Annotated in this window: 25 protein-coding genes; 12 read left to right on the forward strand and 13 right to left on the reverse strand. The window is 66.8% G+C overall.

Annotated features, from left to right (window positions below):
* Window positions 1-141: 141 nt before the first annotated feature.
* Window positions 142-543, reverse strand: a complete 402-nt coding sequence (locus BCEP18194_RS18760) for a hypothetical protein (protein WP_011352835.1) — start codon at window positions 541-543, stop codon at window positions 142-144.
* Between the two features lie 117 nt (window positions 544-660).
* Here BCEP18194_RS18760 and BCEP18194_RS18765 point away from each other — a divergent pair, with 117 nt between their 5' ends.
* Window positions 661-1,041: a DUF5594 family protein gene (locus tag BCEP18194_RS18765; RefSeq protein ID WP_011352836.1), complete on the forward strand. Its 381-nt coding sequence runs from the start codon at window positions 661-663 to the stop codon at window positions 1,039-1,041.
* A gap of 159 nt (window positions 1,042-1,200) precedes the next feature.
* A complete protein-coding gene (locus tag BCEP18194_RS18770; RefSeq protein ID WP_011352837.1) occupies window positions 1,201-2,568 on the forward strand; it encodes an MFS transporter in 1,368 nt (455 codons plus the stop codon).
* A 31-nt stretch (window positions 2,569-2,599) separates the two neighbouring features.
* On the opposite strand, the gene BCEP18194_RS18775 is transcribed toward BCEP18194_RS18770, so the two are convergent.
* The 3 genes from BCEP18194_RS18775 to BCEP18194_RS18785 all read right to left on the reverse strand — a co-directional run bounded on the left by BCEP18194_RS18775 (window position 2,600) and on the right by BCEP18194_RS18785 (window position 4,937).
* Window positions 2,600-3,184, reverse strand: a complete 585-nt coding sequence (locus BCEP18194_RS18775; protein WP_011352838.1) for an AAA family ATPase — start codon at window positions 3,182-3,184, stop codon at window positions 2,600-2,602.
* Window positions 3,177-4,598, reverse strand: a complete 1,422-nt coding sequence (otsA, locus tag BCEP18194_RS18780) for an alpha,alpha-trehalose-phosphate synthase (UDP-forming) (RefSeq protein WP_011352839.1) — start codon at window positions 4,596-4,598, stop codon at window positions 3,177-3,179. Before otsA ends, BCEP18194_RS18775 begins: the two co-directional genes overlap by 8 nt.
* 141 nt (window positions 4,599-4,739) lie before the next feature.
* A complete protein-coding gene (locus tag BCEP18194_RS18785; protein ID WP_041492923.1) occupies window positions 4,740-4,937 on the reverse strand; it encodes a hypothetical protein in 198 nt (65 codons plus the stop codon).
* Window positions 4,938-5,225: 288 nt separating this feature from the next.
* Here BCEP18194_RS18785 and BCEP18194_RS18790 point away from each other — a divergent pair, with 288 nt between their 5' ends.
* Together BCEP18194_RS18790 and BCEP18194_RS18795 are read left to right on the forward strand one after the other, a co-directional pair.
* A complete protein-coding gene (locus tag BCEP18194_RS18790) occupies window positions 5,226-5,777 on the forward strand; it encodes a hypothetical protein (RefSeq protein WP_041492924.1) in 552 nt (183 codons plus the stop codon).
* Entirely contained in the window at window positions 5,774-6,268 is a 495-nt protein-coding gene (locus BCEP18194_RS18795; protein WP_011352842.1) for a hypothetical protein, read from the forward strand. Before BCEP18194_RS18790 ends, BCEP18194_RS18795 begins: the two co-directional genes overlap by 4 nt.
* A 150-nt stretch (window positions 6,269-6,418) precedes the next feature.
* Here the strand turns inward: BCEP18194_RS18795 and BCEP18194_RS18800 are convergent, their stop codons facing one another.
* The 3 genes from BCEP18194_RS18800 to BCEP18194_RS18810 form a co-directional block, all read right to left on the reverse strand.
* Window positions 6,419-6,889: a hypothetical protein gene (locus BCEP18194_RS18800; protein WP_011352843.1), complete on the reverse strand. Its 471-nt coding sequence runs from the start codon at window positions 6,887-6,889 to the stop codon at window positions 6,419-6,421.
* Between the two features lie 292 nt (window positions 6,890-7,181).
* Window positions 7,182-8,519 (reverse strand): ABC transporter ATP-binding protein, encoded by a 1,338-nt coding sequence (locus BCEP18194_RS18805; RefSeq protein ID WP_011352844.1) that lies wholly within the window; start codon window positions 8,517-8,519, stop codon window positions 7,182-7,184.
* Between the two features lie 22 nt (window positions 8,520-8,541).
* Window positions 8,542-10,299 carry an ABC transporter permease gene (locus tag BCEP18194_RS18810; protein ID WP_011352845.1) on the reverse strand — a complete coding sequence of 586 codons (1,758 nt, stop codon included), beginning with the start codon at window positions 10,297-10,299 and terminating at the stop codon, window positions 8,542-8,544.
* Between the two features lie 509 nt (window positions 10,300-10,808).
* Here BCEP18194_RS18810 and BCEP18194_RS18815 point away from each other — a divergent pair.
* Window positions 10,809-11,072 carry a double-stranded DNA-specific endonuclease gene (locus BCEP18194_RS18815; RefSeq protein WP_011352846.1) on the forward strand — a complete coding sequence of 88 codons (264 nt, stop codon included), beginning with the start codon at window positions 10,809-10,811 and terminating at the stop codon, window positions 11,070-11,072.
* Between the two features lie 42 nt (window positions 11,073-11,114).
* Here BCEP18194_RS18815 and BCEP18194_RS18820 read toward each other — a convergent pair whose 3' ends face one another.
* Both BCEP18194_RS18820 and BCEP18194_RS18825 read right to left on the reverse strand, forming a co-directional pair.
* The gene (locus BCEP18194_RS18820) at window positions 11,115-12,431 is read right to left on the reverse strand and encodes an ATP-binding protein (RefSeq protein WP_011352847.1); all 1,317 of its coding nucleotides are present in this window, start codon (window positions 12,429-12,431) and stop codon (window positions 11,115-11,117) included.
* Window positions 12,415-13,140, reverse strand: a complete 726-nt coding sequence (locus BCEP18194_RS18825; protein WP_009693256.1) for a response regulator — start codon at window positions 13,138-13,140, stop codon at window positions 12,415-12,417. The genes BCEP18194_RS18820 and BCEP18194_RS18825 overlap by 17 nt, the downstream gene beginning before the upstream one ends.
* Window positions 13,141-13,364: 224 nt before the next feature.
* On the opposite strand from BCEP18194_RS18825, the gene BCEP18194_RS18830 reads away from it, so the two are divergent.
* On the forward strand, window positions 13,365-13,913 hold the full coding sequence (locus BCEP18194_RS18830; protein ID WP_011352849.1) for a periplasmic heavy metal sensor: 549 nt from the start codon (window positions 13,365-13,367) through the stop codon (window positions 13,911-13,913).
* A gap of 70 nt (window positions 13,914-13,983) precedes the next feature.
* Here BCEP18194_RS18830 and BCEP18194_RS18835 read toward each other — a convergent pair whose 3' ends face one another.
* Window positions 13,984-14,679, reverse strand: coding sequence for a pirin family protein (locus tag BCEP18194_RS18835; protein ID WP_011352850.1), 696 nt, complete (start codon window positions 14,677-14,679; stop codon window positions 13,984-13,986).
* A gap of 369 nt (window positions 14,680-15,048) precedes the next feature.
* Here BCEP18194_RS18835 and BCEP18194_RS18840 point away from each other — a divergent pair, with 369 nt between their 5' ends.
* From BCEP18194_RS18840 to BCEP18194_RS18855, 4 genes are all read left to right on the forward strand, one after another.
* Window positions 15,049-15,831, forward strand: a complete 783-nt coding sequence (locus BCEP18194_RS18840; protein WP_011352851.1) for an ABC transporter substrate-binding protein — start codon at window positions 15,049-15,051, stop codon at window positions 15,829-15,831.
* A gap of 229 nt (window positions 15,832-16,060) precedes the next feature.
* A complete protein-coding gene (locus BCEP18194_RS18845; RefSeq protein ID WP_011352852.1) occupies window positions 16,061-16,750 on the forward strand; it encodes an ABC transporter permease in 690 nt (229 codons plus the stop codon).
* Entirely contained in the window at window positions 16,747-17,460 is a 714-nt protein-coding gene (locus BCEP18194_RS18850) for an ABC transporter permease (protein ID WP_011352853.1), read from the forward strand. Before BCEP18194_RS18845 ends, BCEP18194_RS18850 begins: the two co-directional genes overlap by 4 nt.
* An 18-nt stretch (window positions 17,461-17,478) precedes the next feature.
* Window positions 17,479-18,258 (forward strand): ABC transporter ATP-binding protein, encoded by a 780-nt coding sequence (locus BCEP18194_RS18855; RefSeq protein WP_011352854.1) that lies wholly within the window; start codon window positions 17,479-17,481, stop codon window positions 18,256-18,258.
* 54 nt (window positions 18,259-18,312) lie between these two features.
* On the opposite strand, the gene BCEP18194_RS18860 is transcribed toward BCEP18194_RS18855, so the two are convergent.
* A complete protein-coding gene (locus tag BCEP18194_RS18860; protein ID WP_011352855.1) occupies window positions 18,313-18,810 on the reverse strand; it encodes a GNAT family N-acetyltransferase in 498 nt (165 codons plus the stop codon).
* 133 nt (window positions 18,811-18,943) lie between these two features.
* Here BCEP18194_RS18860 and BCEP18194_RS18865 point away from each other — a divergent pair, with 133 nt between their 5' ends.
* Complete coding sequence (locus BCEP18194_RS18865) at window positions 18,944-19,870, forward strand: LysR family transcriptional regulator (protein ID WP_011352856.1); 927 nt, start codon at window positions 18,944-18,946, stop codon at window positions 19,868-19,870.
* A gap of 562 nt (window positions 19,871-20,432) precedes the next feature.
* Entirely contained in the window at window positions 20,433-21,512 is a 1,080-nt protein-coding gene (locus BCEP18194_RS18870) for a porin (RefSeq protein WP_011352857.1), read from the forward strand.
* A gap of 143 nt (window positions 21,513-21,655) precedes the next feature.
* Here BCEP18194_RS18870 and BCEP18194_RS18875 read toward each other — a convergent pair whose 3' ends face one another.
* Entirely contained in the window at window positions 21,656-21,994 is a 339-nt protein-coding gene (locus tag BCEP18194_RS18875; RefSeq protein ID WP_006398637.1) for a P-II family nitrogen regulator, read from the reverse strand.
* An 83-nt stretch (window positions 21,995-22,077) separates the two neighbouring features.
* Entirely contained in the window at window positions 22,078-23,784 is a 1,707-nt protein-coding gene (locus BCEP18194_RS18880; protein ID WP_011352858.1) for an NAD+ synthase, read from the reverse strand.
* Window positions 23,785-23,789: the final 5 nt, after the last annotated feature.

A 23,789-nucleotide genomic window follows, 5' to 3' on the forward strand; every position in this document is an offset into this window, starting at 1 on the left:
GACGGCCGACGCGTCACGCAGTTGAACGGACGGTCCCGCAAAAGACAAAGGCCCTCGCACGAAGCGAGGGCCTTTTGTCGTCCGGTGCGGCGAAGCGAACGGCGGCGGCGCCGACCGCTCACGCTTCGCGCGTCCGCCGGCTTACCAGCCGGCCGGCTGCGCGTAACCGCCCGACACGGGCGCGCCGCACACATACGCGCGCTGGTAGCGGTCGTAGCAATAGTTCGGGCCGTCGTCCTGGTACTGCGCCTGCTGGTAGGTCGGATAGGCAGGCTGCTGATACGCGGGCGCCTGGTAGTACGTCGGCGGCTGATAGGCCGGTGCCTGGTACGCGGGCGCCTGATACGCGACGGGCGGATTCATCGCGGACGTCACGATCGCGCCCAGCACCGCGCCGCCGATCAACGCGCCGATCACGGCGCCACCGTCGCGGCCATGCGCGGACGCCGGACCTGCCACGGCAAGCGAACCGGCGAGGACACACACTGCGGCAATTTTTTTCATGATGGACTCCCACGCGAAGTGGTACTGGATGCGATGCATTGTGGCGGCTTGCGGCCGTAATAGATGCAGCAAGTGGTAACGCGCGATTACCGGCATCACGCCCATCGAAATGCGCCGTCGCCGTGCTACGATTTTCGGCATACAGGAGACGCCGTCATGCAGCCCGAAACCGCCCGCCGTTTCGATACCGAATTTGCCCCGCGCATCGCACAGGCAATCGCCGCCTTCTTCGCCGATCACGTGCTGACCGACGTCGTCCCGTATGGCGGTCACGGGCACCCGACGCGCGTGCAGATCCGCAGCGCGCCGCACGAGCACGTTAGCGGCTTCGACCATCCGCTGAACCTCGAGCTGACCTGGGACACCGACGAAATCGAGCGGCTGATGGAACCGGACGGCCGGCAACGCTTCGAGCACTACCTGGCCGCACTGCCGAAAAAGCTCGGTGCCTGGCAGGGCGCGCGCGACATCGATCTCCTGTCGCGCACGCAGGCCGACCCGCTCGTGCGGCTCGGCGGCCTCGACTTCGAAGGCTGAGTGCCGGCGTCGCGCCATGCGGCCCGGTGATACACTCGACCGGCCCCGCTCCGGTGCCGCTGCATCGGCCGGGCCGCTCATCGCCGCCTCCACCCCTCCGCATGGTTGCGCACGCAACCGGCAACCGGGCGCGCGGACAACCACGCATCTGCTCCCGCCATGAACGCCGATACCGGCCTGCCGCTTCCGCAACGCTACTGGGCGATCGTCTGCGTCGCACTGGGCATCACGCTCGCCGTGCTCGACGGTGCCATCGCAAACGTCGCGCTGCCGACGATCGCGCGCGACCTGCATGCATCCGATGCCGCATCGATCTGGATCGTCAACGCGTACCAGCTCGCGGTCACGATCACGCTGCTGCCGCTCGCGTCGCTCGGCGAGCGCATCGGCTACCGCCGCATCTACATCGCGGGGCTCGCGCTGTTCACCGCGGCGTCGCTCGGCTGCGCACTCGCCGGCTCGCTGCCGATGCTCGCTGTGATGCGCGTGATCCAGGGCTTCGGCGCGGCCGGCATCATGAGCGTCAACGCGGCGCTCGTGCGGATGATCTACCCGTCGTCGATGCTCGGGCGCGGGCTGTCGATCAACGCGATGGTGGTGGCGCTGTCGTCGGCGATCGGGCCGACGGTCGCGTCCGCGATCCTGTCGTTCGCCTCGTGGCCGTGGCTGTTCGCGGTCAACGTGCCGATCGGCATCGCCGCGGTATTCGGCAGCCTGCGCGCATTGCCGTCCAACCCGCTGCACGATGCGCCGTACGATTTCCCGAGCGCGCTGATGAACGCGTGTGTGTTCGGCCTGCTGATCACGGCCGTGGACGGGCTCGGTCACGGCGAAGGCCATGCGTACGTCGCGGCCGAGCTGGCCATCGCGTTCGTCGTCGGCTACTTCTTCGTGAAGCGCCAGCTGTCGCAGCCGGCGCCGCTGCTGCCGGTCGACCTGATGCGCATCCCGATGTTCGCGCTGTCGATCTATACGTCGATGGCGTCGTTCACGTCGCAGATGCTCGCGTTCGTCGCGCTGCCGTTCTGGCTGCAGAACTCGCTTGGCTTCTCGCAGGTCGAGACGGGCCTGTACATGACGCCGTGGCCGCTCGTGATCGTGTTCGCCGCGCCGCTCGCGGGCGTGCTGTCGGATCGCTATTCGGCCGGCATCCTCGGCGGGATCGGACTCGCGCTGTTCGCGGCCGGGCTGCTGTCGCTCGCGACGATCGGCGCGCACCCGGGCACCGTCGATATCGTGTGGCGGATGGCGCTGTGCGGTGCGGGCTTCGGGTTGTTCCAGTCGCCGAACAACCGCGCAATGCTGTCGTCGGCGCCGCGCGAACGCAGCGGCGGCGCGGGCGGCATGCTGAGCACCGCGCGCCTGACCGGTCAGACGCTCGGCGCCGCGCTCGTCGCATTGATTTTCGGGCTCGTGCCCGATCGCGGGCCGACGATTGCACTCTATGTCGCCGCGGCATTCGCGGCAGTGGCCGCGGTCGTCAGCATGCTGCGCATCACGTCGCCGCGACCGGACACGGCGACCTGACACCACCGCTCGCCGCCCTCGGACCCGCGCGTCATTCGGCGTCGAGCGCGTCCATCACGAAGCGCACGCGCGCCTGCACGCTCTCGCGCGGCAATTCGACCAGCCGGTAGCCATACGACGTGTAACACGCGACCATCGCGTCGTAGGTGCGCACGGCTTCCGCAAAATCCTGCCGACGCTCGGTGTCCTGCGCATAGATATCCGGCCACGGCGGCGCGATGAACACGCGCCGGTGATAGCGGAAACGGCGGGCGGCGGCGTCCGCATGCGCGGGCACCGCGAGCCCTGTCAGCCGTAGATAGCCGACCACGTCCGGCACGCCGCGATCGAAGAACACGGGCCCGCGCGCGTCGCGCGCGAGATCGTACGAGCGCATCTCCCAGCTCAGCATCAGCTCGGCGAACGCGGCCGAATCGCGCCATGGCAACGCGTGGCCGTCGATCGCCATCTGGTCGCGAATCACGCCGCGACCGGCTTCCTGCGAGCGCGCGAAACCGGCGCCTTCGAGCGCGTCGAGCAACGTGCTCTTGCCCGAGCCCGGACCACCGGTCACGACGAAGAAGCGGCGGGAGGCGTCGTCGTCGGCGACGCCGGGCCCTTCCACGACCTCACGCATGCGCGACCCGCCGGCCCGCGCGCCGCGTGACCGACGCGGCAGCCGCGACACTGCGCAAGTCGGCGACGAACGTATCGCGCCAGACCGACAGGTCGTTCACACGCAACCGCGCGAGGTTTTCCTCGTGGCGCGCCTGCCGCTCCGCGAGCGGCATCGACAGCGCGCGCTCGAGCGCCTCGGCCATCTGCGACAGGTCATACGGATTGACGAGGAGCGCGCCGGTCAGCTCGGCTGCCGCACCCGCGAACTCCGACAGCACGAGCACGCCCGGATCGGCCGGATCCTGCGACGCGACGTACTCCTTCGCGACGAGATTCATCCCGTCGCGCAGCGGCGTCACGTAGCCGACCTGCGACATCCGGAAGAACGCCATCAGCAGGTTGCGCTCGTACTTGCGGTTCAGGTACTGGATCGGGGTCCAGTCCAGCTGCGAGAAGCGGCCGTTGATGCGGCCGGCCTCGCCTTCGAGCGTTTCGCGAATGTCCTGATAGGTCTTCACGTCGGAACGCGTCGGCGGCGCGATCTGCAGGAGCGACACGCGCCCCTGCCAGCCCGGCGCGTTCGCGAGCATCCGCTCGAACGACTGGAAGCGCTCGACGAGCCCCTTCGAGTAGTCGAGGCGGTCGACGCTCATCACCAGCTTGCGGCCGTCGAGCGCCTCGCGCAGCATCTTCACCGGCTTGCGCGCGCTGTACTGGACGGCCGCCTGCGCGATCGCGTCGGGATGCACACCGATCGGATAGGCGGCGACCTTCACGACGCGGCCATGCGCGTGCAGCATTCCGTCGTCGCTCGCCGCACCGATCCCGCGCCGTTCGATGTAGTCGGTGAACGCCTGCTTGTCGGTCTCGGTCTGGAAGCCCGCGACGTCGTACGCGCACATGAACTTCACGAGTTCCTCGTGCGGCGGCACGAGACGCAGCATGTCGGGCGACGGAAACGGAATGTGCAGGAAGAAGCCGATCGGGTTCTTCACGCCGAGCTCGCGCAGGTAATGCGCGAACGGCAACAGGTGATAGTCGTGTACCCAGATCAGGTCGTCGGGGCGCAGCAGGGCGGCAAGCTGCTTGGCGAGCATCGCGTTCACGCGCAGATAGCCCGCGTACTCCTGACGGTCGAAGCGCGCGAGATCGCCGCGGTAATGGAACACCGGCCACAGCGTCGCGTTCGAGAAGCCGCGGTAGTACTGATCGTAGTCGCGCCGGTTCAGCCCGACCGTCGCATAGGTGACGTTGCCGTCCTGCTGGATCGCGGGTTCGGTATCGGGTGCGTCGACGATCTCGCCGTTCCAGCCGAACCAGACGCCGCCCGTTTCCTTCAGCGCGTCCATCACGCCGACCGCCAGGCCACCCGCGCTCGGGCGCGTGTCCTCGCCGGCGGCGACACGGTTCGATACCACGATCAATCTGCTCATGCGGCTTCCCCTCCTCGATTCGATTGGCTGGCGCGCGGCGCGCGCCAAGGCGGACACGGCGACCCGAAGGCGGCCGTGCGGCGATTCAGACGTGAGCAATGCAGGTGTGAAAAACAGCGGCGGAATGCGGCGGCAACGACATCAGGCGTCCTGTTCCTGGCCGAGATCCCGCTGATAGTCGAGCCCTTCCGGGCGAGCGCCGCCCTGGTTGTGATCGCCGTCCGACGGCGGCTCGCCGGGCGCGCCGGCAGGCGGTGCCGGTGGCGCGTCGGTCTGCGGACGCGAGCGGTCGGCCCCAGCTTCGGGCGGCCGAGGCGAAAACCGTTTCGAACGGCGCATGGCTGGGTGTCTCATGTGCGGCGCGGCCCGAGGCCGTCGTAGAAACCTTCCATAACTCAAAAGTCTAGGTCGCTTCCTTGCACGTCACGGTAACAATTGCCTTCAATTTGTAACGTTTCGACCCCTCTGGATTCATCTGTCCGACAATGGCGCCGCGCGCACGCGCGCAGCCTGCCGTCCGGCGATTTGTCAAAGCTTTGCAGTTTTCCTATGACAATTGCGAAACAATGACGCGGCATGACGGCGTGCATGCGACGCCGCTCACCCAGACAGGACTTGCACTCAGGGATGAACATTCGTTTCGAATCGCCGCGCCGGGCCACGCCGGCGCGCGTCGTGCTGGCCGTGATCGCCACGGCCGCACTGCTGTCCGGCTGCAACTCGCTGTACAGCGAGGGCGCGACAGCCGGCGCCGGTATCGCGGGCGCCGCGATCGCCTCCAAGGTCACCAACAACGCCGCCGTCGCGACGGGCATCGGCCTCGGCGCGGTCGCCGGCGCGCGCGCAGGCGTCCAGTACACGCAGCGCGTCGCACACCGTTACACACAGGAACAGATCGCGAAGGCCGCCGGCCCACTCGAAGTCGGTGGCGTCGCACCGTGGTCGACGCACCACTCGTTCCCGATCGAGGACGACGAGCAGGGGCGCGTGACGGTCAGCCGGATGATCAGTGTCGGCCCGCTCGACTGCAAGGAGATCGTGTTCGCGGTCGACACGCCCGCGAAAGCCGACAAGGCCGCGCAATCTGCGTTCTACGTCGCCACGATCTGCCGCGACGGCCCCGCGTGGAAATGGGCATCGGCCGAACCGGCAACCGAACGCTGGGGCGCGCTGCAATGAGCGTCGCGCTTCGTATCGCGGCCATCGGCGCGCTGTGCGCGGCGACGGCCACGCTGTCGGGCTGCGGGTCGGTCGGCGCAGCGAGCGGCGCACTCGCCGGCGCGGCGACGGGCCTCGTCACCGCGAACCCGGCGGTCGGCGTCGGCGTCGGGATTGCCGTGCAGGCCGCGACCGACGAAGCCGTCAACCGCACGATGAAGCAGCTCCATCAGAACCAGCAGGACGCGATCGCGAAGGTGGTCGGCAGCCTGGCCGTCGGCGAAGTGAAGCCGTGGAAGGTGAAGAACACGCTGCCGCTGGAAAACGGCGAAGGCGAGGTGCGCGTCGCACGCGCTTATTCGACTCCGCTCGCGCTGTGCAAGGAATTCACGTTCTCGGTGAAGGACGGCGACAAGGCCGACTGGTATTTCGCGAATGCCTGCCAGCAAGGCACGCACTGGAAGTGGGCGTCGGCGGAACCGGCGGTCGACCGGTGGGGGAATCTGCAATAAGGACGCAGTGGGCTCCATGCATGCAGCCCGCCCTGCCGCCCTGGACCACGACGATCTGTCGTCGTGACATACGCGCGTGATGTCGCACGCCCTCCCCTTGATCCCGGCGGGCAGCACGTCGTCCTCCGGACTCCGGAAAATCGACCCGGCTCAGCGGACGGCTTTCCCGATCAGATCGCTCAGGTAGCGTTCCAGCACGCTGAACCTGACGATCGACGCGTTCCGCCTCGTCGGATGCGCACTCGCCGCGGCCCTGACCTCGACTGGCAAATCATCCCTCAGCCACATCTCGGGAATCTGCAGCCTGGCATACGTTCCGCCCGCGATGTCCTCCAGAACCATGTGACCGCGCCACGGATACTCGCCGAACAACCCTGCCCGCGCGCCGACGAACATGAGAGCACGCTCACCGACTTCCAGCGGCACGTTGCCCCAGGTCGGCGGACCGCCGACGAACTCGATCTCTGCCCCGAGATGGTCCTGCGTGATGCCCTTTCCAGCGGAATAGATGTGTTCGACCTTCGCATGAAAGACCTGCGGCCGTGGAGAATCGACAACGGATACGCGCACCAGATCGTACTGTTTCGCCGCGATGGCATACGGCCCCTTCTTCTCGCTCATGGGTGCCCTTTGGATCACTGACGAGGGTCGAAGGCATCGAATCGCTGATGCAATCGATGGAATGCGTTGCACCAGCCTTCGGCGCCTTGCCCGTCAACGTATCAACGCATCAGCGATGCGTGTCGCAGGCAAACGTCCCGGCCGCGACAGACCCAGCGCTTTCTGCCCTGCCAATGAACCCGGCGCCCGTTGCAGGTGCCAGGGACAAGCCGCGTTCGCATTGACTCGAAGCGGCCGAACGAAACCGCGAAACCGGCATTCAGGCGACAGGCGCCCGAATGCCTCGCCGACTTCAGGACTCGACGTCCTCGAGACTGAAGATCTCGGTCTGGTCGTTGTACGAGAAGATCTCGCCGTAACGGCCCCAGTCGATCACCGCGTCGAGCGTCTCCTCGGCCGCACCGTCCGACAGGAAATCCTCCAGTTCCTGCTCGAAGCGCACGCGCGGCGCACGATGGCCCGGGCGCTCGTTCAGCACCTTCTTGATCCGCGCGGCGAGCGGCACGTGCTTCAGCAGGTGATCCGCGAACATCAGCTTGCGCTCCTGCGTGCCGAATTCCGCGAACACGCGCCCCGGCGGCGTCAGGAACACGTCGCCTTCCCGCACGTCCGCGAAACCGAGGTACTGCAGCACTTCGGCGATCGGGAACAGGTCGTCGACCTCGAGGTGCAGCGTGCGTGCGATTTCCGGCATGTCCGCGCGGCCGTGGTACGGCGCCATCGCGAGCGTTTCGATCAGGCCGGCCATCAGGTTGGTCGACACCTGCGGCAGCCAGCTGCCGAGCTCCAGCCCCTTCTTCGTCGCCTCGCCGGTCTGGCGGGCGGTCATCTTCGCGTAGATGTCGTCGACGAGCTTGCGGAACGCCGGGTCGAGACGGTTACGCGGATGCTTGAACGGCACCTTGATCTCGGCGATCACGCGGCCCGGGTTCGACGACAGCACGAGGATCCGGTCGCACATGAACACCGCTTCCTCGATGTTGTGCGTGACGATCAGCACCGACTTGATTGGCATCCGGCCTTGCGTCCACAGGTCGAGCAGGTCGGTACGCAGCGTCTCGGCCGTCAGCACGTCGAGCGCCGAGAACGGCTCGTCCATCAGCAGGATCGTCGGATCGACGACCAGCGCGCGCGCAAAGCCCACGCGCTGGCGCATGCCGCCCGACAACTCGCGCGGATACGCGTTCTCGAAGCCGTCGAGACCGATCAGGTCGATCGCGGCGAGCGCACGCTCGCGCCGCTCGCGTGCGCCGACGCCGAGCGCTTCGAGGCCCGCTTCCACGTTCTGCAGCACGGTGAGCCACGGGAACAGCGCGAAGGTCTGGAACACCATCGCGACGCCTTCGGCCGGGCCGCGCAGCGGCTGGCCGAGATAGGTCACTTCGCCGCCGGTCGGCTCGATCAGCCCGGCGATGATGCGCAGCAGCGTCGACTTGCCCGAGCCGGAACGGCCGAGCAGCCCGACGATCTCGCCCTCGCGCAGCGACAGGTTCGCATCGTCGAGCACGAGCAATTCGCCCTGCGTCTTGTTGAAGCCGCGACAGACGTGATCGACGCGCAGGATTTCCTCACCGAGGCGCGGCGGCTGGTTCGTCTGGACGGGGGCGTTTACAGCATTCGGATTGTGCATCGCGTTTCGCTCTCAATCGGTCTCAGTCGAGCCGCAGCTTCGCTTCGGCGAAGGCATACAGCGGACGCCACAACAGGCGGTTGAACAGGGTGACGAACAGGGACATCACAGCGATGCCCAGGATGATCTTCGGAAAATCGCCGGCGGCGGTGGTCTGCGCGATATACGCACCGAGGCCGTGCGCCTCGATCTTGGTATTGCCCCACTGCACGGCTTCCGACACGATGCTCGCGTTCCACGCGCCGCCTGATGCGGTAATCGCGCCGGTCACGTAGTACGGGAAGATGCCGGGCAGGATCGCCTGCCGCCACCACTGCCAGCCACGGATGCGGAAGTTCGTTGCCGCTTCGCGATAGTCGTTCGGGTAGGACGTTGCGCCGGCGATCACGTTGAACAGGATATACCACTGCGTGCCGAGCACGATCAGCGGCGACAGCCAGATATCGGCGTTCAGGTGGAAGCGCGCGATCACGATCACGAACGCCGGGAACAGCAGGTTGGCCGGGAACGCCGCGAGGAACTGCGCAAGCGGTTGCAGCTTCTCGGCGAGCCGCGGGCGCAGCCCGATCCACACGCCGACCGGCACCCAGATCACGGACGCGATCGCGATCAGCACGGCCACGCGCAGCAGCGTGATGAGCCCGAGCACGAGCACGTGGCCGACCTCGGCCAGCGTCACGCCGGTCGACACGAAGCTGACCACGCGCCACACGACATAGGCCGTACCGATCAGCACGAGAATCGCCCACGCAATGTCGACCGTGCGCGACGCCTTCTTCTCGACACGCGGCAGCGAGAAACGCATCGCGCCCGACAGCGGCAGGCGCAGCGGAATCCGCGCGGCCTTCGCGAAGAACCAGCCCGCCGGCACCAGCAGTTGATGAATCAGGCGCGTGCGGCGCACGAGGTCCAGCAGCCACGACTCCGGCGCGTTGCCCGAGCTGGTGTTCTCCATCCGGAACTTGTCGGCCCACGCGACGAGCGGGCGGAACAGGAACTGGTCGTACGCGAGGATCACGACCGACATCGTGAGGATCACCCAGCCGATCGCGCCGAGGTTCTTGTCCGAGATCGCCTGCGCGAGATACGCGCCGACGCCCGGCAGCGTGATGGTCTGGTTGCCGACCGTGATGGCCTCCGACGCGACGACGAAGAACCAGCCGCCCGACATCGACATCATCATGTTCCAGATCAGGCCCGGCATCGAGAACGGCACCTCGAGCTTCCAGAAGCGCTGCCACGACGTCAGGTGGAAGCCGCGCGACACTTCGTCCAGGTCGCGCGGCACCGTGCGCAGCGACTGGTAGAAGCTGAACGTCATGTTCCACGCCTGGCTCGTGAAGATCGCGAAGATCGCCGCGAGCTCGGCGCCGAGCACGCGGCTCGGGAACAGCGCGAGGAAGAACGTGACCGTGAACGAGATGAAGCCGAGCACCGGCACCGACTGCAGGATGTCGAGGATCGGGATCAGCACCATGCCGGCACGCCGGCTCTTGGCCGCGAGCGTGCCGTAGACGAGCGTGAACACGAGCGACGCGACCATCGCGGCCAGCATCCGCAGCGTGGTGCGCAACGCGTATTCGGGCAGGTTCGACGGGTCGAGCGAGATCTTCTGCGTCTGCAGGGTGCCGATCGGCGCCATCGTTTCGTGGAAACCGACGACCGCCATCGCGATCAGGCAGATGATCAGCGGAAACGCGATGAAATCCCACCGGTTCGGCAGAACGCGCCACGCGGACGCGTTGGCGGTCCGGTTCGGATTGAAGAATCCGACGTCCATCAGGCGCCCTCCCCGGTTAGGCCGAACGAAGCCGGCAGTCGATGTTGATTCATGGCAAAGCGCACGGGTGCGGTAATTCGATTGACTGACGATCGCGCGCGAGCGCGGGGCGCCGTGCGTGCATGCGCTGCCGCGCCCCGGACGAGTCGGCCCGCGACGGCACGACACTACACCAACCTGTATTTCAGGTACAACCGTCCGGGAACGGCGCAGGCGTCGCACGGATCGTGCCTGGCGCGTGGGTGGATGGCGGGTGCGCGGGTCGAGCAGCCCGGCCGCAGTCTTTCGGCCAGCATGCAGGCCCGAATTATGCCGTGATCCGGGCCGCCCGGGAACCCGCCAACCGCACGTGCGTGCAAACCATGTCGGGCGTCACCAGCCGGATACGACTATGCGGGTATGATCAGGGCTGGCCCTTGGGGTATGTTGCGGACGGTCCGATGGCAACGCATGCGCGTGCCCGATGTCAACAGGCCCTGGGGATCGATCGACGAGCGGGAGGAAAGGGAATGGCAGGAAACTTGGTGATCGTCTGCCGCGATCAGGATGCCGACGCGTTCTACGAACTGATGCAGGAGTACGGGTCGTTCCAGACGCGGCTGTCGTCGACGGCGTGGTACCTGAACATGAACGTCGTGCCTGAATCGCTGCAGGAGGAAATCCTGGAGCGCCTCGGCCGGTATACGACCGTCTACATCTTCGAGGCCACCACCGTGACCTACAACACCATCGACAGCAACGCGGCCGAGACGCTCGGCACGCTGTTCGAATGATGCCACGCGGCGCCAGCCCGGCCGGGCCGGCGCCGCAGCCGCTTATGCGGCCTGTGCGTGGGGTTCGTCCTTCGGCACGACCTCGAACGGGAACGTCATCGACACGCGCAGGCCACCTTCGGGGCGGTTGCCGATGTCGCACGCCCCGCCCAGCCTGAGCACCAGCCGCTCGACGATCGCGAGCCCGAGCCCGCTGTGGCCGTTCCCGCCGCGCGCGGGGTCGAGCCGTACGAACGGCCGCGTGGCCGCCGCGAGATCGCGCGGCGCGATCCCGCCGCCGCTGTCGCTGACCGACAGCACGTAGCCGGTCGGCGTGCGCGCCGTCTCGACGAGCACGGGCGGCGCACCGTATGCATGCGCATTGTCGAGCAGGTTCGACAGGATCCGGTCGAGCGTCGCCGTCGGCAGCCGGAAACCCGGATCGGCGTCGAGCCGGGTCTGGACCGTCGGCGCGTTCGGCGCGACCGCGCGATAGCTGCGCGCGATCCGCTCGCACGCCTGATCGACCGGCACCGGCTCGCTGCGATCGGACCCGCCGTGCGCAAACACCAGGAATTGATCGACGATGTGCGACATCGAATCGACATCGCGCACGACGCCGTCGCGCAACCGGACGTCGTCCATCATCTCCGCCCGCAGCCGCATCCGCGCAAGCGGCGTGCGCAAATCGTGCGCCACGCCCGCGAGCATCACCGCGCGGTCGCTCTCGGCCTGCGACACCTGTTCCACCATCTGGTTGAAGCCATGCGTGAGCTGGCGCAGCTCGCGCGGGCCGCGCTCGCGCAGCGGCGGCACCGGCTGGCCGCGGCCGAAGCGCGCGACCGCACGTGCCAGCGAGCGCAGCGGCTGCTGCAGTTGCCAGGCCGCGAACAGCGCGGCGATCACGCCGGCCGAGAAGATCGTGCCGAGCCACAGCAGCATCCGGTCGAGCGAGCGCGGCGGCCGCAGCGGCTGCACCGGCACCACGATCCAGTTGCGGTCGGTCGGCTCCTTCACCCACAGCACCGGCGGATGGCCGGGCGCGCCGATCTCGACGCGCGTGCCGGGCGGCATCCGCTCGCTCACGTCGTCGCGGAACCGCTTGAGCGGCGCCGGCAGGTTCGACGGATCGCCATTCGGTACGTCGGTGCTGTCGGGCGTCACGAGCCGCACGCGCGACGGCAACGGCTGGTCGGGCGTGCGCTCGACGTGCTGGCGCACCGCGTCGACCAGGAACGCGGCCTCTTCGACCGCGTAACGCGTCTGCATCTGGCTGCGCTCGAGCCGCATCGCGAAAAACCACGCGAAGTGCGACAGGAGCAGGACACCGACGACGAGTAGCGCCAGCCGCCCGAACAGCGAATCAATGGGTTTGCGCATGGGCCTCGCCGTCGGGCACGAACACATAGCCGCGCCCACGGACCGTCTGGATGAAGCGTGGCGTCGACGGATCCGTTTCGAGGATGCGGCGCAGGCGCCACACCTGGACGTCGATGCCGCGGTCGGTACCGTCGTACTCGGGCCCGTGCAGCAGCTCGAGCAGCCGCTCGCGCGTGAGCGTGCGCAGCGCATGGTTCACGAAGATCTTCAGCAGCGCGAATTCACTGCTCGACAGCGTGGCCGGCTTGCCGTCGACCGACAGCGTGCGCGCCTGGAAGTCGAGCACGAAGCGGCCGAACGCGAACGGCTCGCGCTGTTCAGGCGCCGCGGCCGACGGCGTCGCGCGGCGGCGGCGCAGCACGGCCTGCACGCGCGCGAGCAGCTCGCGCGGGTTGAACGGCTTGCCGAGGTAGTCGTCCGCGCCGAGCTCGAGCCCGACGATGCGGTCGACGTCGTCCGCGCGGGCGGTCAGCATGATCACGGGGATGTCGTCGCCGGCCGCGCGCAACTGGCGCAGCGCGGTCAGGCCGTCGACGCCCGGCATCATCAGGTCCAGCACGATCAGGTCGGGCCGCTCGCGCTCGAGGCGCTTCTCGAGCGTCGCCGCGTCGTGCAGCACGGACACTTCCATCCCCTGGCGCACGAGGTAGTCGCGCAGCAGGTCTCGGAGTTCTTGGTCGTCGTCGACGATGAGGATCTGGGTAGTCATGGCTCGAAGTTTACCGCGCGAGGGCGGAGTCAAAGAACGAAACAAAGGGACGAAAGGGTTACTGCGAGTTACCGCGCAAGGGAACTGTAATGCGCGGTAACCCAGCCACCGCCCCACGTAACACCGGCCGCGGCTTGCATCGCTAACCTGCGTCTTACCGGATGCGGTACTCGGCTTTCCCGGTACCGCATCGCCGGACCCTTTGGATACAAGGAGTTTCTGAAATGTATAAGAAGACTTCCCGCGTGGCCATCGCGGCCGCCACCGTGCTCGCTCTCGCATTCGGCACCGCGCATGCCCAATCGGCCGATACGCCGCCGCCGGGCGGCCCCGGCGCCCACCAGATGCACGGCGGGCACGAAGGCGGCCCGTTCGGCGCGATCATGAAACTGCACAGCCAGTTGAAGCTCAACGCGTCGCAGGAACAGCAATGGCAGGCGGCCGTCAACACGATGAAGCAGAATCGTGACGCGATGCGCAAGAGCCACGAGCAGATGCGCGAGCAGTTCAAGGCGCAGCAGAACCAGCCGATCCTCGACCTGAGCGCGATGCACTCGGCTCGCCAGCAGGCCGAGTCGCAGAACGCGCAACTGCGCGAGCAGACGTCCGCCGCCTGGCTCACGTTCTACAACGGGCTGAACGACCAGCAGAAGACGATGGTCAGCACGGCGCTCAAGCAGCAGTTCGCGAAGATGGAACAGCGCCACGAGAAGATGAAGGAACGCTGGGAGCAGCATCGCGCGGCGAAGGCCGCGTCGGCACCGGCGCAGTAAGCCGGCGGGCCGCTCCCGGGAGCGGCATCGAAGGGGACGCGGGCACCGGCCCGCGTCCCCTTTTTGCGTTTCAGGCGACGTCGAACAGCAGCACCTCGGCCGCCCGGCCGCGCCCGAACGCCACCGCGTCCACGCCGCTGATCCGCGCGCCGTCGCCCGCAGTCAGCGCGCGGCCGTTCACCTCGACGTCACCGCGCACCACGTGCACGTACGCGCGGCGCCCGGCCGGCACGTCGAACGCCGCCGCTTCATCGCCGTCGATCAGCCCCGCGAAGATGCGTGCGTCCGCCCCCATCTGCAGCGCGCCGTCGCCACCGTCCGGGGCCGCCACCAGCCGCAGCCGCCCGCGTTTCTCGTCGTCGGCAAAGCGCGCCTGCACGTAGCCGGGCCGGCCAGCCGCCCCGGCCGGCGCGAGCCAGATCCGCAGCAGGCGCAGCGGCTCGTCACACGACGCGTTGGTTTCGCTCAGCATGACGCCGGTGCCGGCACTCATGCGCTGCAGGCCGCCCGCACGGACAATCGCCCCGTTGCCGAGGCTGTCGCGATGCGCGAGCGCGCCGTCGAGCACATAGGTGACGATTTCCGCGTCGCGGTACGGCCGCATCCCGTAGCCGCGGGTCGGTGCGATGCATTCCTCGTTCAGTTCGCGCAACGCGCCGAACACCGGCGGCCCGCTCCGGCCGGACGCGCAAGGAAAGCTGTGAAGGAATTCGTGCCAGCCTTGGCTGCGCTGGTCGCGATCGGCGGCGCGGCGGATCTGGAACATGGGACGGACACTCCGTGAGATGCGTGGTTCGGGCATCCCGTCACTGTATGAGTGTGCCAATCGCGCCACAATCCGCCGCCTGCGCACCGCATCGTTGCACCGACGGATGCAATCGGTGCAATGTCCATTGCGAATGCGACGATTATCGCAACAGCCGGATCAATGCGTCGAAGAATCGATCGGTCGGCCCGGATTGCCGGTTTCCGGGTATCGCGTTCGGGTAAAATACCGGCCTTTTGGCGTTCGCCGTTCCGGCGGCCGCCATTGCCAGAGCGCCGATCGGCGATTTTTGGCCGTCTAGAATACGCCGCGGCGCCCGGTCCGACCGGCCGCGAGCACTCCCGGAAAGTCAGCAACAGAAGGATGGAAATGAAGAAGGCCGCCCTGTGCGCCGCCCTCGCCCTCATGGCGGGTAGCGCCTTCGCGAAGGAGTGGAAGACCGTGCGGATCGGCGTCGATGCCAGCTACCCGCCGTTCGAGTCGACCGCGCCGAGCGGCGAGATCGTCGGTTTCGACGTCGATCTCACCAAGGAAATCTGCAAGCGAATCAACGTGAATTGCGTGTGGGTGGCGCAGGATCTCGACGGGATCATCCCGGCGCTGAAGGCGAAGAAGTACGACGTCATCGTGTCGTCGCTGACCGTCACGGACAAGCGCCGCGAACAGATCGACTTCTCCGACAAGGTATACGACGCGCCGGCGCGGATGATCGCGAAGACCGGCTCGCCGCTGCTGCCGACGATCGCATCGCTGAAGGGCAAGCGCGTGGGCGTCGAGCAGGGCTCGACGCAGGAAACCTACGCGAAGGCGTACTGGGAGCCGCAGGGCGTGACGATCATTCCTTACCAGAACCAGGACCAGGTCTATGCCGATCTCGGCTCGGGCCGTCTCGATGCGACGCTGCAGGACGAGCTGCAGGCCGACTACGGCTTCCTGCGCACGCCGCGCGGCAAGGGCTTCGCGTTCGCCGGGCCGGAAGTGAAGGATCCGAAGACGATCGGCGACGGTACCGCAATCGGCCTGCGCAAGGAAGATACGGACCTGAAGCTCAAGATCAACAAGGCGCTGGCCGACATGCACAAGGACGGCACGTACGATCGGCTGTCGCACAAGTATTTCGCGTTCAGCGTCTATTCGGCTGCGGCCCGCTGAGCGACGAAAAGAAGAGACAACGGACGCGGGGGCGGCCTCGCATCCGGGCAGTACAGGCAGTCAACCACGCGCCGCCCGCTCCCTTGCCCGCCGCTCGCGCGACGGGCGGGCCCGGCACCGATGCCGGGGCGGACGGTCATGATACGCACGGGGCGTTCCGCGCAGCTTGGCGGGCGCGTCTTTCGCGGCGCACCGCGTGCGCCCTAAGGGACCACACCAGGGACCACATATGTTTCTACAAGGTTACGGCCCGCTGATCCTCGCTGGCACCTGGCAAACCGTCAAACTGGCGGTGCTTTCGCTTGCGCTGTCCTTCCTGCTGGGCCTGCTCGGCGCGGGCGCGAAGCTGTCGCGCAACCGCTTCACGAGTGGCGTCGGCACCGTCTACACGACGCTGATCCGCGGCGTGCCCGACCTCGTGCTGATGCTGCTGCTGTTCTACAGCCTGCAGATCTGGCTGAACATGGCTACCGACGCGCTCGGCTGGGACCAGATCGACATCGACCCGTTCCTCGCCGGCGTGCTCGTGCTCGGCTTCATCTACGGCGCGTACTTCACCGAGACGTTCCGCGGCGCGTTCCTGTCGGTGCCGCGCGGCCAGCTCGAGGCCGGCAGCGCATACGGGATGACGAACTGGCAGGTGTTCACGCGGATCATGTTTCCGCAGATGATGCGCTTCGCGCTGCCGGGCATCGGCAACAACTGGCAGGTGCTCGTGAAGTCGACCGCGCTCGTATCGATCATCGGCCTCGCCGACGTCGTGAAGGCGTCGCAGGACGCCGGCAAGGGCACGCTGCGGTTCTTCTTCTTCACGCTGATCGCGGGTGCCGTCTACCTCGCGATCACGACGATCTCGAACTTCGTGCTGATGTGGCTCGAAAAGCGCTACTCGACCGGCGTCCGCAAGGCTGACCTATGATCGAACTCATCCAAGAATACTGGCGCAACTATCTCTACACCGACGGCTATCGCATTACCGGTGTGGCGATCACGTTGTGGCTGCTGGTCGTGTCGATCGGCCTCGGCTTCTGCCTGTCGATACCGCTCGCGGTCGCGCGCGTGTCGAAGAAGAAGTGGCTGTCGGGCGCCGTATGGCTCTACACGTACGTATTCCGCGGCACGCCGCTCTACGTGCAGCTGCTGCTCTGCTACACGGGCCTCTACAGCCTGCAGGCCGTGCGCGGCACGCCGATGCTCGACGCGTTCTTCCGCGACGGGATGCACTGCACGCTGCTCGCGTTCACGCTGAACACCTGCGCGTACACCACCGAGATCTTCGCGGGCGCGATCAAGGCGACGTCCTACGGCGAAATCGAAGCCGCGCGTGCGTACGGGATGTCGACGTTCACGATGTATCGCCGCGTGATCCTGCCGTCAGCGCTGCGCCGCGCGCTGCCGCTGTACAGCAACGAAGTGATCCTGATGCTGCACGCGACCACCGTCGCCTTCACCGCGACCGTGCCGGACATCCTGAAGATCGCCCGCGACGTCAACTCGGCGACCTACATGTCGTTCCATGCGTTCGGCATCGCCGCCCTGCTCTATCTCGTGATCTCGTTCACGCTCGTCTGGCTGTTCCGCCAGGCCGAGCGCCGCTGGCTCGCGTATCTGCGCCCGCAAGGCAAGTAAGTTTTCGCAGGACTATTGATGAATTCCCAGACTCAGAAGCTTTTCGTCGACGATCTGCACAAGCGGTACGGCGACAACGAGGTGCTCAAGGGCGTGTCGCTGAAGGCGAACTCGGGCGACGTGATCAGCGTGATCGGCTCGTCCGGCTCCGGCAAGAGCACGATGCTCCGCTGCATCAACTTCCTCGAGCAGCCGAATGCGGGCCGCATCGTCGTCGACGGCGAGGAAGTGCGCACGACACCCGACAAGTCGGGCGCGCTGCGCGCGGCCGACTCGAAGCAGCTGCAGCGCGTGCGCACCAAGCTGTCGATGGTGTTCCAGCACTTCAACCTCTGGTCGCACATGAACGTGATCGAGAACGTGATGGAAGCGCCCGTGAACGTGCTCGGCATCCCGAAGAAGGAAGCCGAGGAGCGCGCACGCGAGTATCTCGAGAAAGTCGGCCTCGCGCCGCGCGTCGAGAAGCAGTATCCGTCGCACCTGTCGGGCGGCCAGCAGCAGCGCGTCGCGATTGCACGCGCGCTCGCGATGCATCCGGACGTGATGCTGTTCGACGAGCCGACGTCGGCACTCGACCCGGAGCTGGTGGGCGAAGTGCTGAAGGTGATGCAGAAGCTCGCCGAGGAAGGCCGCACGATGATCGTCGTCACGCACGAGATGGGCTTTGCGCGCAACGTGTCGAACCACGTGATGTTCCTGCACCAGGGCCGCGTCGAGGAAGAAGGCGTGCCGTCCGAGGTGTTTGCCAACCCGAAGAGCGAACGCCTGCGCGGGTTCCTGTCGGGCAGCCTCAAGTAACGCACGCGGCACGAGCGGGCGCCCGCGGTTCGCCGCGCGGCGCCCGTTTTGCGTTTACGCGGCGCTCACCGGCGCGCTGTCGGCGAACGCGCGCAGTTCGTCGCCCGCGAGCCGGTAACGCACCCATTCGCTCTGCGGCGCCGCGCCGACGCTCTCGTAGAAGCGGATCGCCGGCTCGTTCCAGTCGAGCACGCTCCACTCGAAACGCCCGCAGCCCGACTCGACCGCGATCCGCGCGAGCGCCTTCAGGAGCCGCAGCCCGGCGCCCGCACCGCGAAAGCGCGGCGATACATACAGGTCCTCGAGATACAGCCCCTGCCGGGCCAGCCACGTCGAATACGAGAAGAAATACACGGCAAAGCCGGCCGGCTCGCCGTCGACCTCGCACATCAGCGCGCGCGCCGGCGATCCCTCGCCGAACAGGCTGCGCTCGAGCGATGCGGGCGTCGCGATCACTTCGTGTTCCGCCTTCTCGTAGATGGCCAGCTCGGTAATGAAACGCAGGATCTGCGGCACGTCGGCGACGGTGGCGGAACGGATATCGATTTGCACGGGTTGAGCCCTCCTCCGGCCCTGACTTGAAACGGGAAACGGCGCCGCGCAGCCGCGCTGGCGCCCATCAGATCGTCATGCTACGTTCACGCAGCGCCTGCAGGAAGTGCAGTTTCTTCATCCGGACCTGAACATGATGCATCCCGATCTACGCCGCCTCGACCTGAACCTGCTGCTCGTGTTCGATGCGCTGTACCGTCACCGCTCCGTCGCCGCGGCCGCACACGAGCTCGCGTTGAGCCCGTCCGCGTTGAGCCACGCGCTCGCGCGGCTGCGCGACGCGATCGGCGACGCACTGTTCGTGCGCCTCGGCAACGAGATGCAGCCGACCGTGCGCGCCGACGACATCGCGACCTGGGCCGGCGATGCGCTCGACACGATGTCGAAGGGGCTCGCCCGCGCGCGCCGCTTCGATCCCGCGCAAAGCGACCGCACGTTCGTGTTCGCGGCGACCGACTACACGGCCTTCGCCGTATTGCCGGCGTTTCTCGCACGCATCCAGCATGTGGCGCCGCGACTGCGGATCCGCGTCGTGCATTCCGACCGGAAAATCTCCGTCGACGAACTCGCGGCCGGCCGCATCGATTTCGCGCTCGGCTATCACGAGGAATCGGCGGCCGACGCGCCGGGCATCGAGGACTTCGACTGGTTCTCCGACGACTACGTCGTGATCGCGAGCGCCACGCATCCGGACATCCGCCGGCGGCTGACGCTCGACCAGTACCTGGCGGCACGCCACGTGGTCGTCACGCCGTGGAACGAGTCGCGCGGCGTCGTCGACCATGTGCTCGACCGGCTCGGCCTCGCGCGGCAGGTCGCCGTGCAGTTGCCGACCGTGCTGGCCGCGCCGTTCGTGATCGCGGAATCCGCGCTGCTGATGACCGTGCCGAACCGCGCCGCGCAGGCGCTGCGGCACGCGGCGCCGATCCGCATCTTTCCCGCGCCGTTCGAGATCCCGCGCTACACCGTGAAGGTCTACTCGCACGCGAAGCATGCGCGCACCGATGCGCATCGCTGGATTCGCGCGCAGTTGCTCGAGGCCAGGCCCGCCACACCCTGACCAACGCACGTCGGAACATCGCGCTGCGCGTTGCCGGACAAGGGTTTCAGGCAGCGGCTGGCCCTCTCCGGCAGCCGCTCATTCATTACGAAATACTTACCAATTTTTTGTATCGGACGCTTACGCTCGCGCCCTCGCAGCGTCAATAGTGGCAATCCTTGATCCCTGTTTGCGAAATTCGTGTCTCCCTTGCGGCACAAGGGTTTTCCGTTAATTGCAAACCCTTGGCACCCCTGTTGCGCACCGTGTTGCATGGCAATTTGACGACAGGTGTTAGTCAAACAACGATTTCCATCGCCACAAAATTGTATTTTTGCTAAATTAGTAACCAAAGTAGCAAAACGAAGTTCGTGAAATGTAGTTTAGCTTCACGACACTACAAGGAGACCCCGCAGGCCGACCCGGCTGCGCGGGACCGCTCAACGGTTTTCCGTCCGCTTGCCCGCGTGCTGCGCTTACCGGCCCTGCACGAGGTCTCCCTGGTTATCCCGCTTTTGCCCGGCGCTCGCGCTCCGGGCATCTCGTGCAGTCTGGGTTGACTTTTTGACAGGGTATGGAGGAGATGATGAAGAAAGCTTTGGTCGCGGCCGCGCTGATGGCTGCTGGGGTGGTGACGGCGCACGCGCAGAGCAGCGTCACGCTGTATGGCCGCCTGGATGCCGGCATCGAGTACATGAACGGCCTGCAAAACGGCCACCAAGTGCGCGCGGAAAGCGGCGACTGGGGCACGAGCCTCTGGGGCTTGAAGGGCACCGAGGACATCGGTGGCGGTAACAAGGTCCTGTTCCACCTCGAAGGCGCATTCAACACGATGACGGGCGGCTTCAGCGGCTCGATCTGGGATCGTTATGCGACGGTCGGCATCTCCAACGACCGCTACGGTACGCTGCTGCTGGGTCGCGAACTCGCGATCGCCAACGGCGTGTGGGACTTCGACCCGTTCGGCCAGTCGGCCTGGTCGACGGCCTCGCTGGTGCGCGGCCGCAACTGGAACAAGACCAGCAACAACGTGTCGTACCAGTCGCCGCAGTTCTACGGCCTCGACTTCTACGGCCAGTTCTCGTTCTCGAACTCGACCAGCTTCAACGGCAACACGACGGCCGGCCAACCGGGTCGTGCAGCCGGCGCACAGGTCACCTATACGAATTCGCTGTTCCAGTTGCGCGGTATCTACGACGAAACGCGCGACAGCAACGGCCGCTTCTCGGACGTGTTCAACTACTCGCGTGAATACTTCGCGGGCGTGAACGTGTTCCTCGGCCAGTTCAAGGTTCAGGCAGCCTACCAGGCATCGCGCGCTGACGGCAGCGGCGGCCCGGCAGTGAACGCCGGCGTGACGGGCACCCAGCAGGTCTGGGGCGGCGTGACGTGGCAGGCAACGCCGGCAGCGGCACTGATCGCAGCCGTGTATCACGTGAACGCGAACCACGGCGGCGGCAACGCGAACATCTATACCGTCGGCGGCTCGTACAACATCTCGAAGCGCACGCTGTTCGACCTGCAGGTCGCAACGGTGCGCAACAGCAAGAACGCCAACTTCGGCCTGAACGCGAACGGCGCCGGTACGGCCGTGTCGACGGGCAACCCGAATCCGGGCGGCAGCCAGACGGGCGTCTACGCCGGTATCCAGCACCTGTTCTGATCAGGCGCCGTTCTCAAAGAATCGATTCGACAACGTTTTCCACGCTGCTGCGAGAGGCGCGTATCGGTGCGGTACCCAACCGGGTATCGCACCGTTTTTTATTGGCGGGCCGGCTTTGCGCGGCCCATCGACGAATGCGGCGCTCAGACGGCCGCTTCGTTCTCTTCGCCGGTACGGATGCGGATCACGCGCTCGACGTCCGACACGAAGATCTTGCCGTCGCCGATCTTGCCGGTGCGCGCCGCGCCGATCACCGCATCGATCACCTGGTCGACCTGCGCTTCCGCGACGACCACCTCGATCTTCATCTTCGGCAGGAAATCGACGACGTATTCGGCGCCGCGATACAGCTCGGTATGGCCCTTCTGGCGGCCGAAGCCCTTCACTTCCGTCACGGTCAGGCCCGTGAGACCCACTTCGGCGAGCGCTTCGCGGACTTCGTCCAGCTTGAACGGCTTGATGATGGCAGTGATGCGTTTCATGGTGGTTGTCCCCCAATGCTCGTTTGGATGAAAAATCGCGACCCCGATTGTAAGCCTGCGAGCCGCATGCGGCCCAGCACCGCTCAATCGAGGCGTTCGGTAAAACGTGACGTGATCGGGTAGCGCCAGTCGCGCCCGAACGCGCGATGCGTGACGCGAATGCCGATCGGCGCCTGGCGGCGCTTGTATTCGTTGATCTTGATGAGCCGCGTCACGCGTTCGACGTCGGTCTGCGCATAACCGGCCGCGACGATCTCGGCGAGCGGCCGGTCCTCTTCCATGTACATCCGCATGATCGCGTCGAGCACGTCGTACGGCGGCAGGCTGTCCTGGTCGGTCTGGTTCTCGCGCAGCTCGGCCGACGGCGCGCGCGTGAGGATCCGTTCGGGGATCACGTCGCGCAGCGGGTACGCGGTGGTTTCGTTGCGATAGCGGCAGAGCCGGTACACGAGCGTCTTCGCGATGTCCTTGATCACCGCGAACCCGCCAGCCATGTCGCCGTATAGCGTGCAGTAGCCGACCGCCATCTCGCTCTTGTTGCCGGTCGTCAGCACGATCGAGCCGAACTTGTTCGACAGCGCCATCAGCAGCGTGCCGCGGATGCGCGCCTGGATGTTTTCCTCCGTCGCGTCTTCCGCGCGGCCCGCGAACTCACTCGCGAGCGATGCGCGGAATGCATCGAACATCGGCGCGATCGCGATCTCGTCGTAGCGCACGCCGACGCGCCGCGCCATCTCCGCCGCGTCGGTCGTCGAGATGTCGGCCGTGAAGCGCGACGGCATCATCACCGCGCGCACACGCTCGGGCCCGAGCGCATCGCAGGCGACGGCCAGCACCAGCGCCGAGTCGACACCGCCCGACAAGCCGATCAGCGCACCCGGAAACCCGTTCTTGCCAATGTAGTCGCGCACGCCGGTCACGAGCGCACGGTACACCTGCGCGTCCGTCGACAGCTCGGGCGCAATCGCGCCCGGCAGCGGCCGCGCGCCGTCGAATTCGACGATCGCGTGCCCTTCGTCGAACTGCGGCATCTTCACGACGAGCGCGCCCTGCGCATCGAGCACGAACGAGCCGCCGTCGAACACGAGCTCGTCCTGCCCGCCGACGAGGTTGATGTACACCATCGGCAGCCCGGTTTCGCGAATCCGCGCGCGCAGGATGTCGAAGCGCACCGCTTCCTTGTTCATGTGGTACGGCGAGCCGTTCGGGATCAGCAGCACCTGCGCGCCGGCCGCCTTCGCGATCTGCGCGGCCGATGCGTGCCACGCATCCTCGCAGATGATCACGCCGTACTTCACGCCGTTCAGCTCGAACACGAGCGGCTCGGCGTCCGTCGCGAAGTAGCGCTTCTCGTCGAACACTTCTGCGTTCGGCAGATCCTGCTTGCGATAAGTGCCGACGATCTCGCCGCCGACGATCAGCGATACCGCGTTGTAGGTATCGGTGGGCGGCACGCCGCGCTCGATCGGGCGGTTTGCATTACCATCGACGGCTGGCGCGTGCGCGCCTTCGCCTGCGCCGCGTAGCGGATGGCCGACCAGCACCGCGAGCCCGTCGAATGCCTTCAGCGCATCGGCGAGCGCGTCGAGTGCCGAGGCCGCCGCTGCATAGAACGCGGGCCGCAGCAGCAGGTCTTCCGGCGGATAGCCGGACAGCGCGAGTTCCGGCGCGACCATCAGCTGCGCACCATCGTTGTGCGCGGCGCGTGCGGCCGCGACGATCCGCGCGACGTTGCCGGCGAAGTCGCCGACGGTGACGTTGATCTGGGCGAGAGCGAGTCGGGTCTTCATGGCGG

The organism is Burkholderia lata (genome assembly GCF_000012945.1).
Classification (GTDB): Bacteria; Pseudomonadota; Gammaproteobacteria; order Burkholderiales; family Burkholderiaceae; genus Burkholderia; species Burkholderia lata.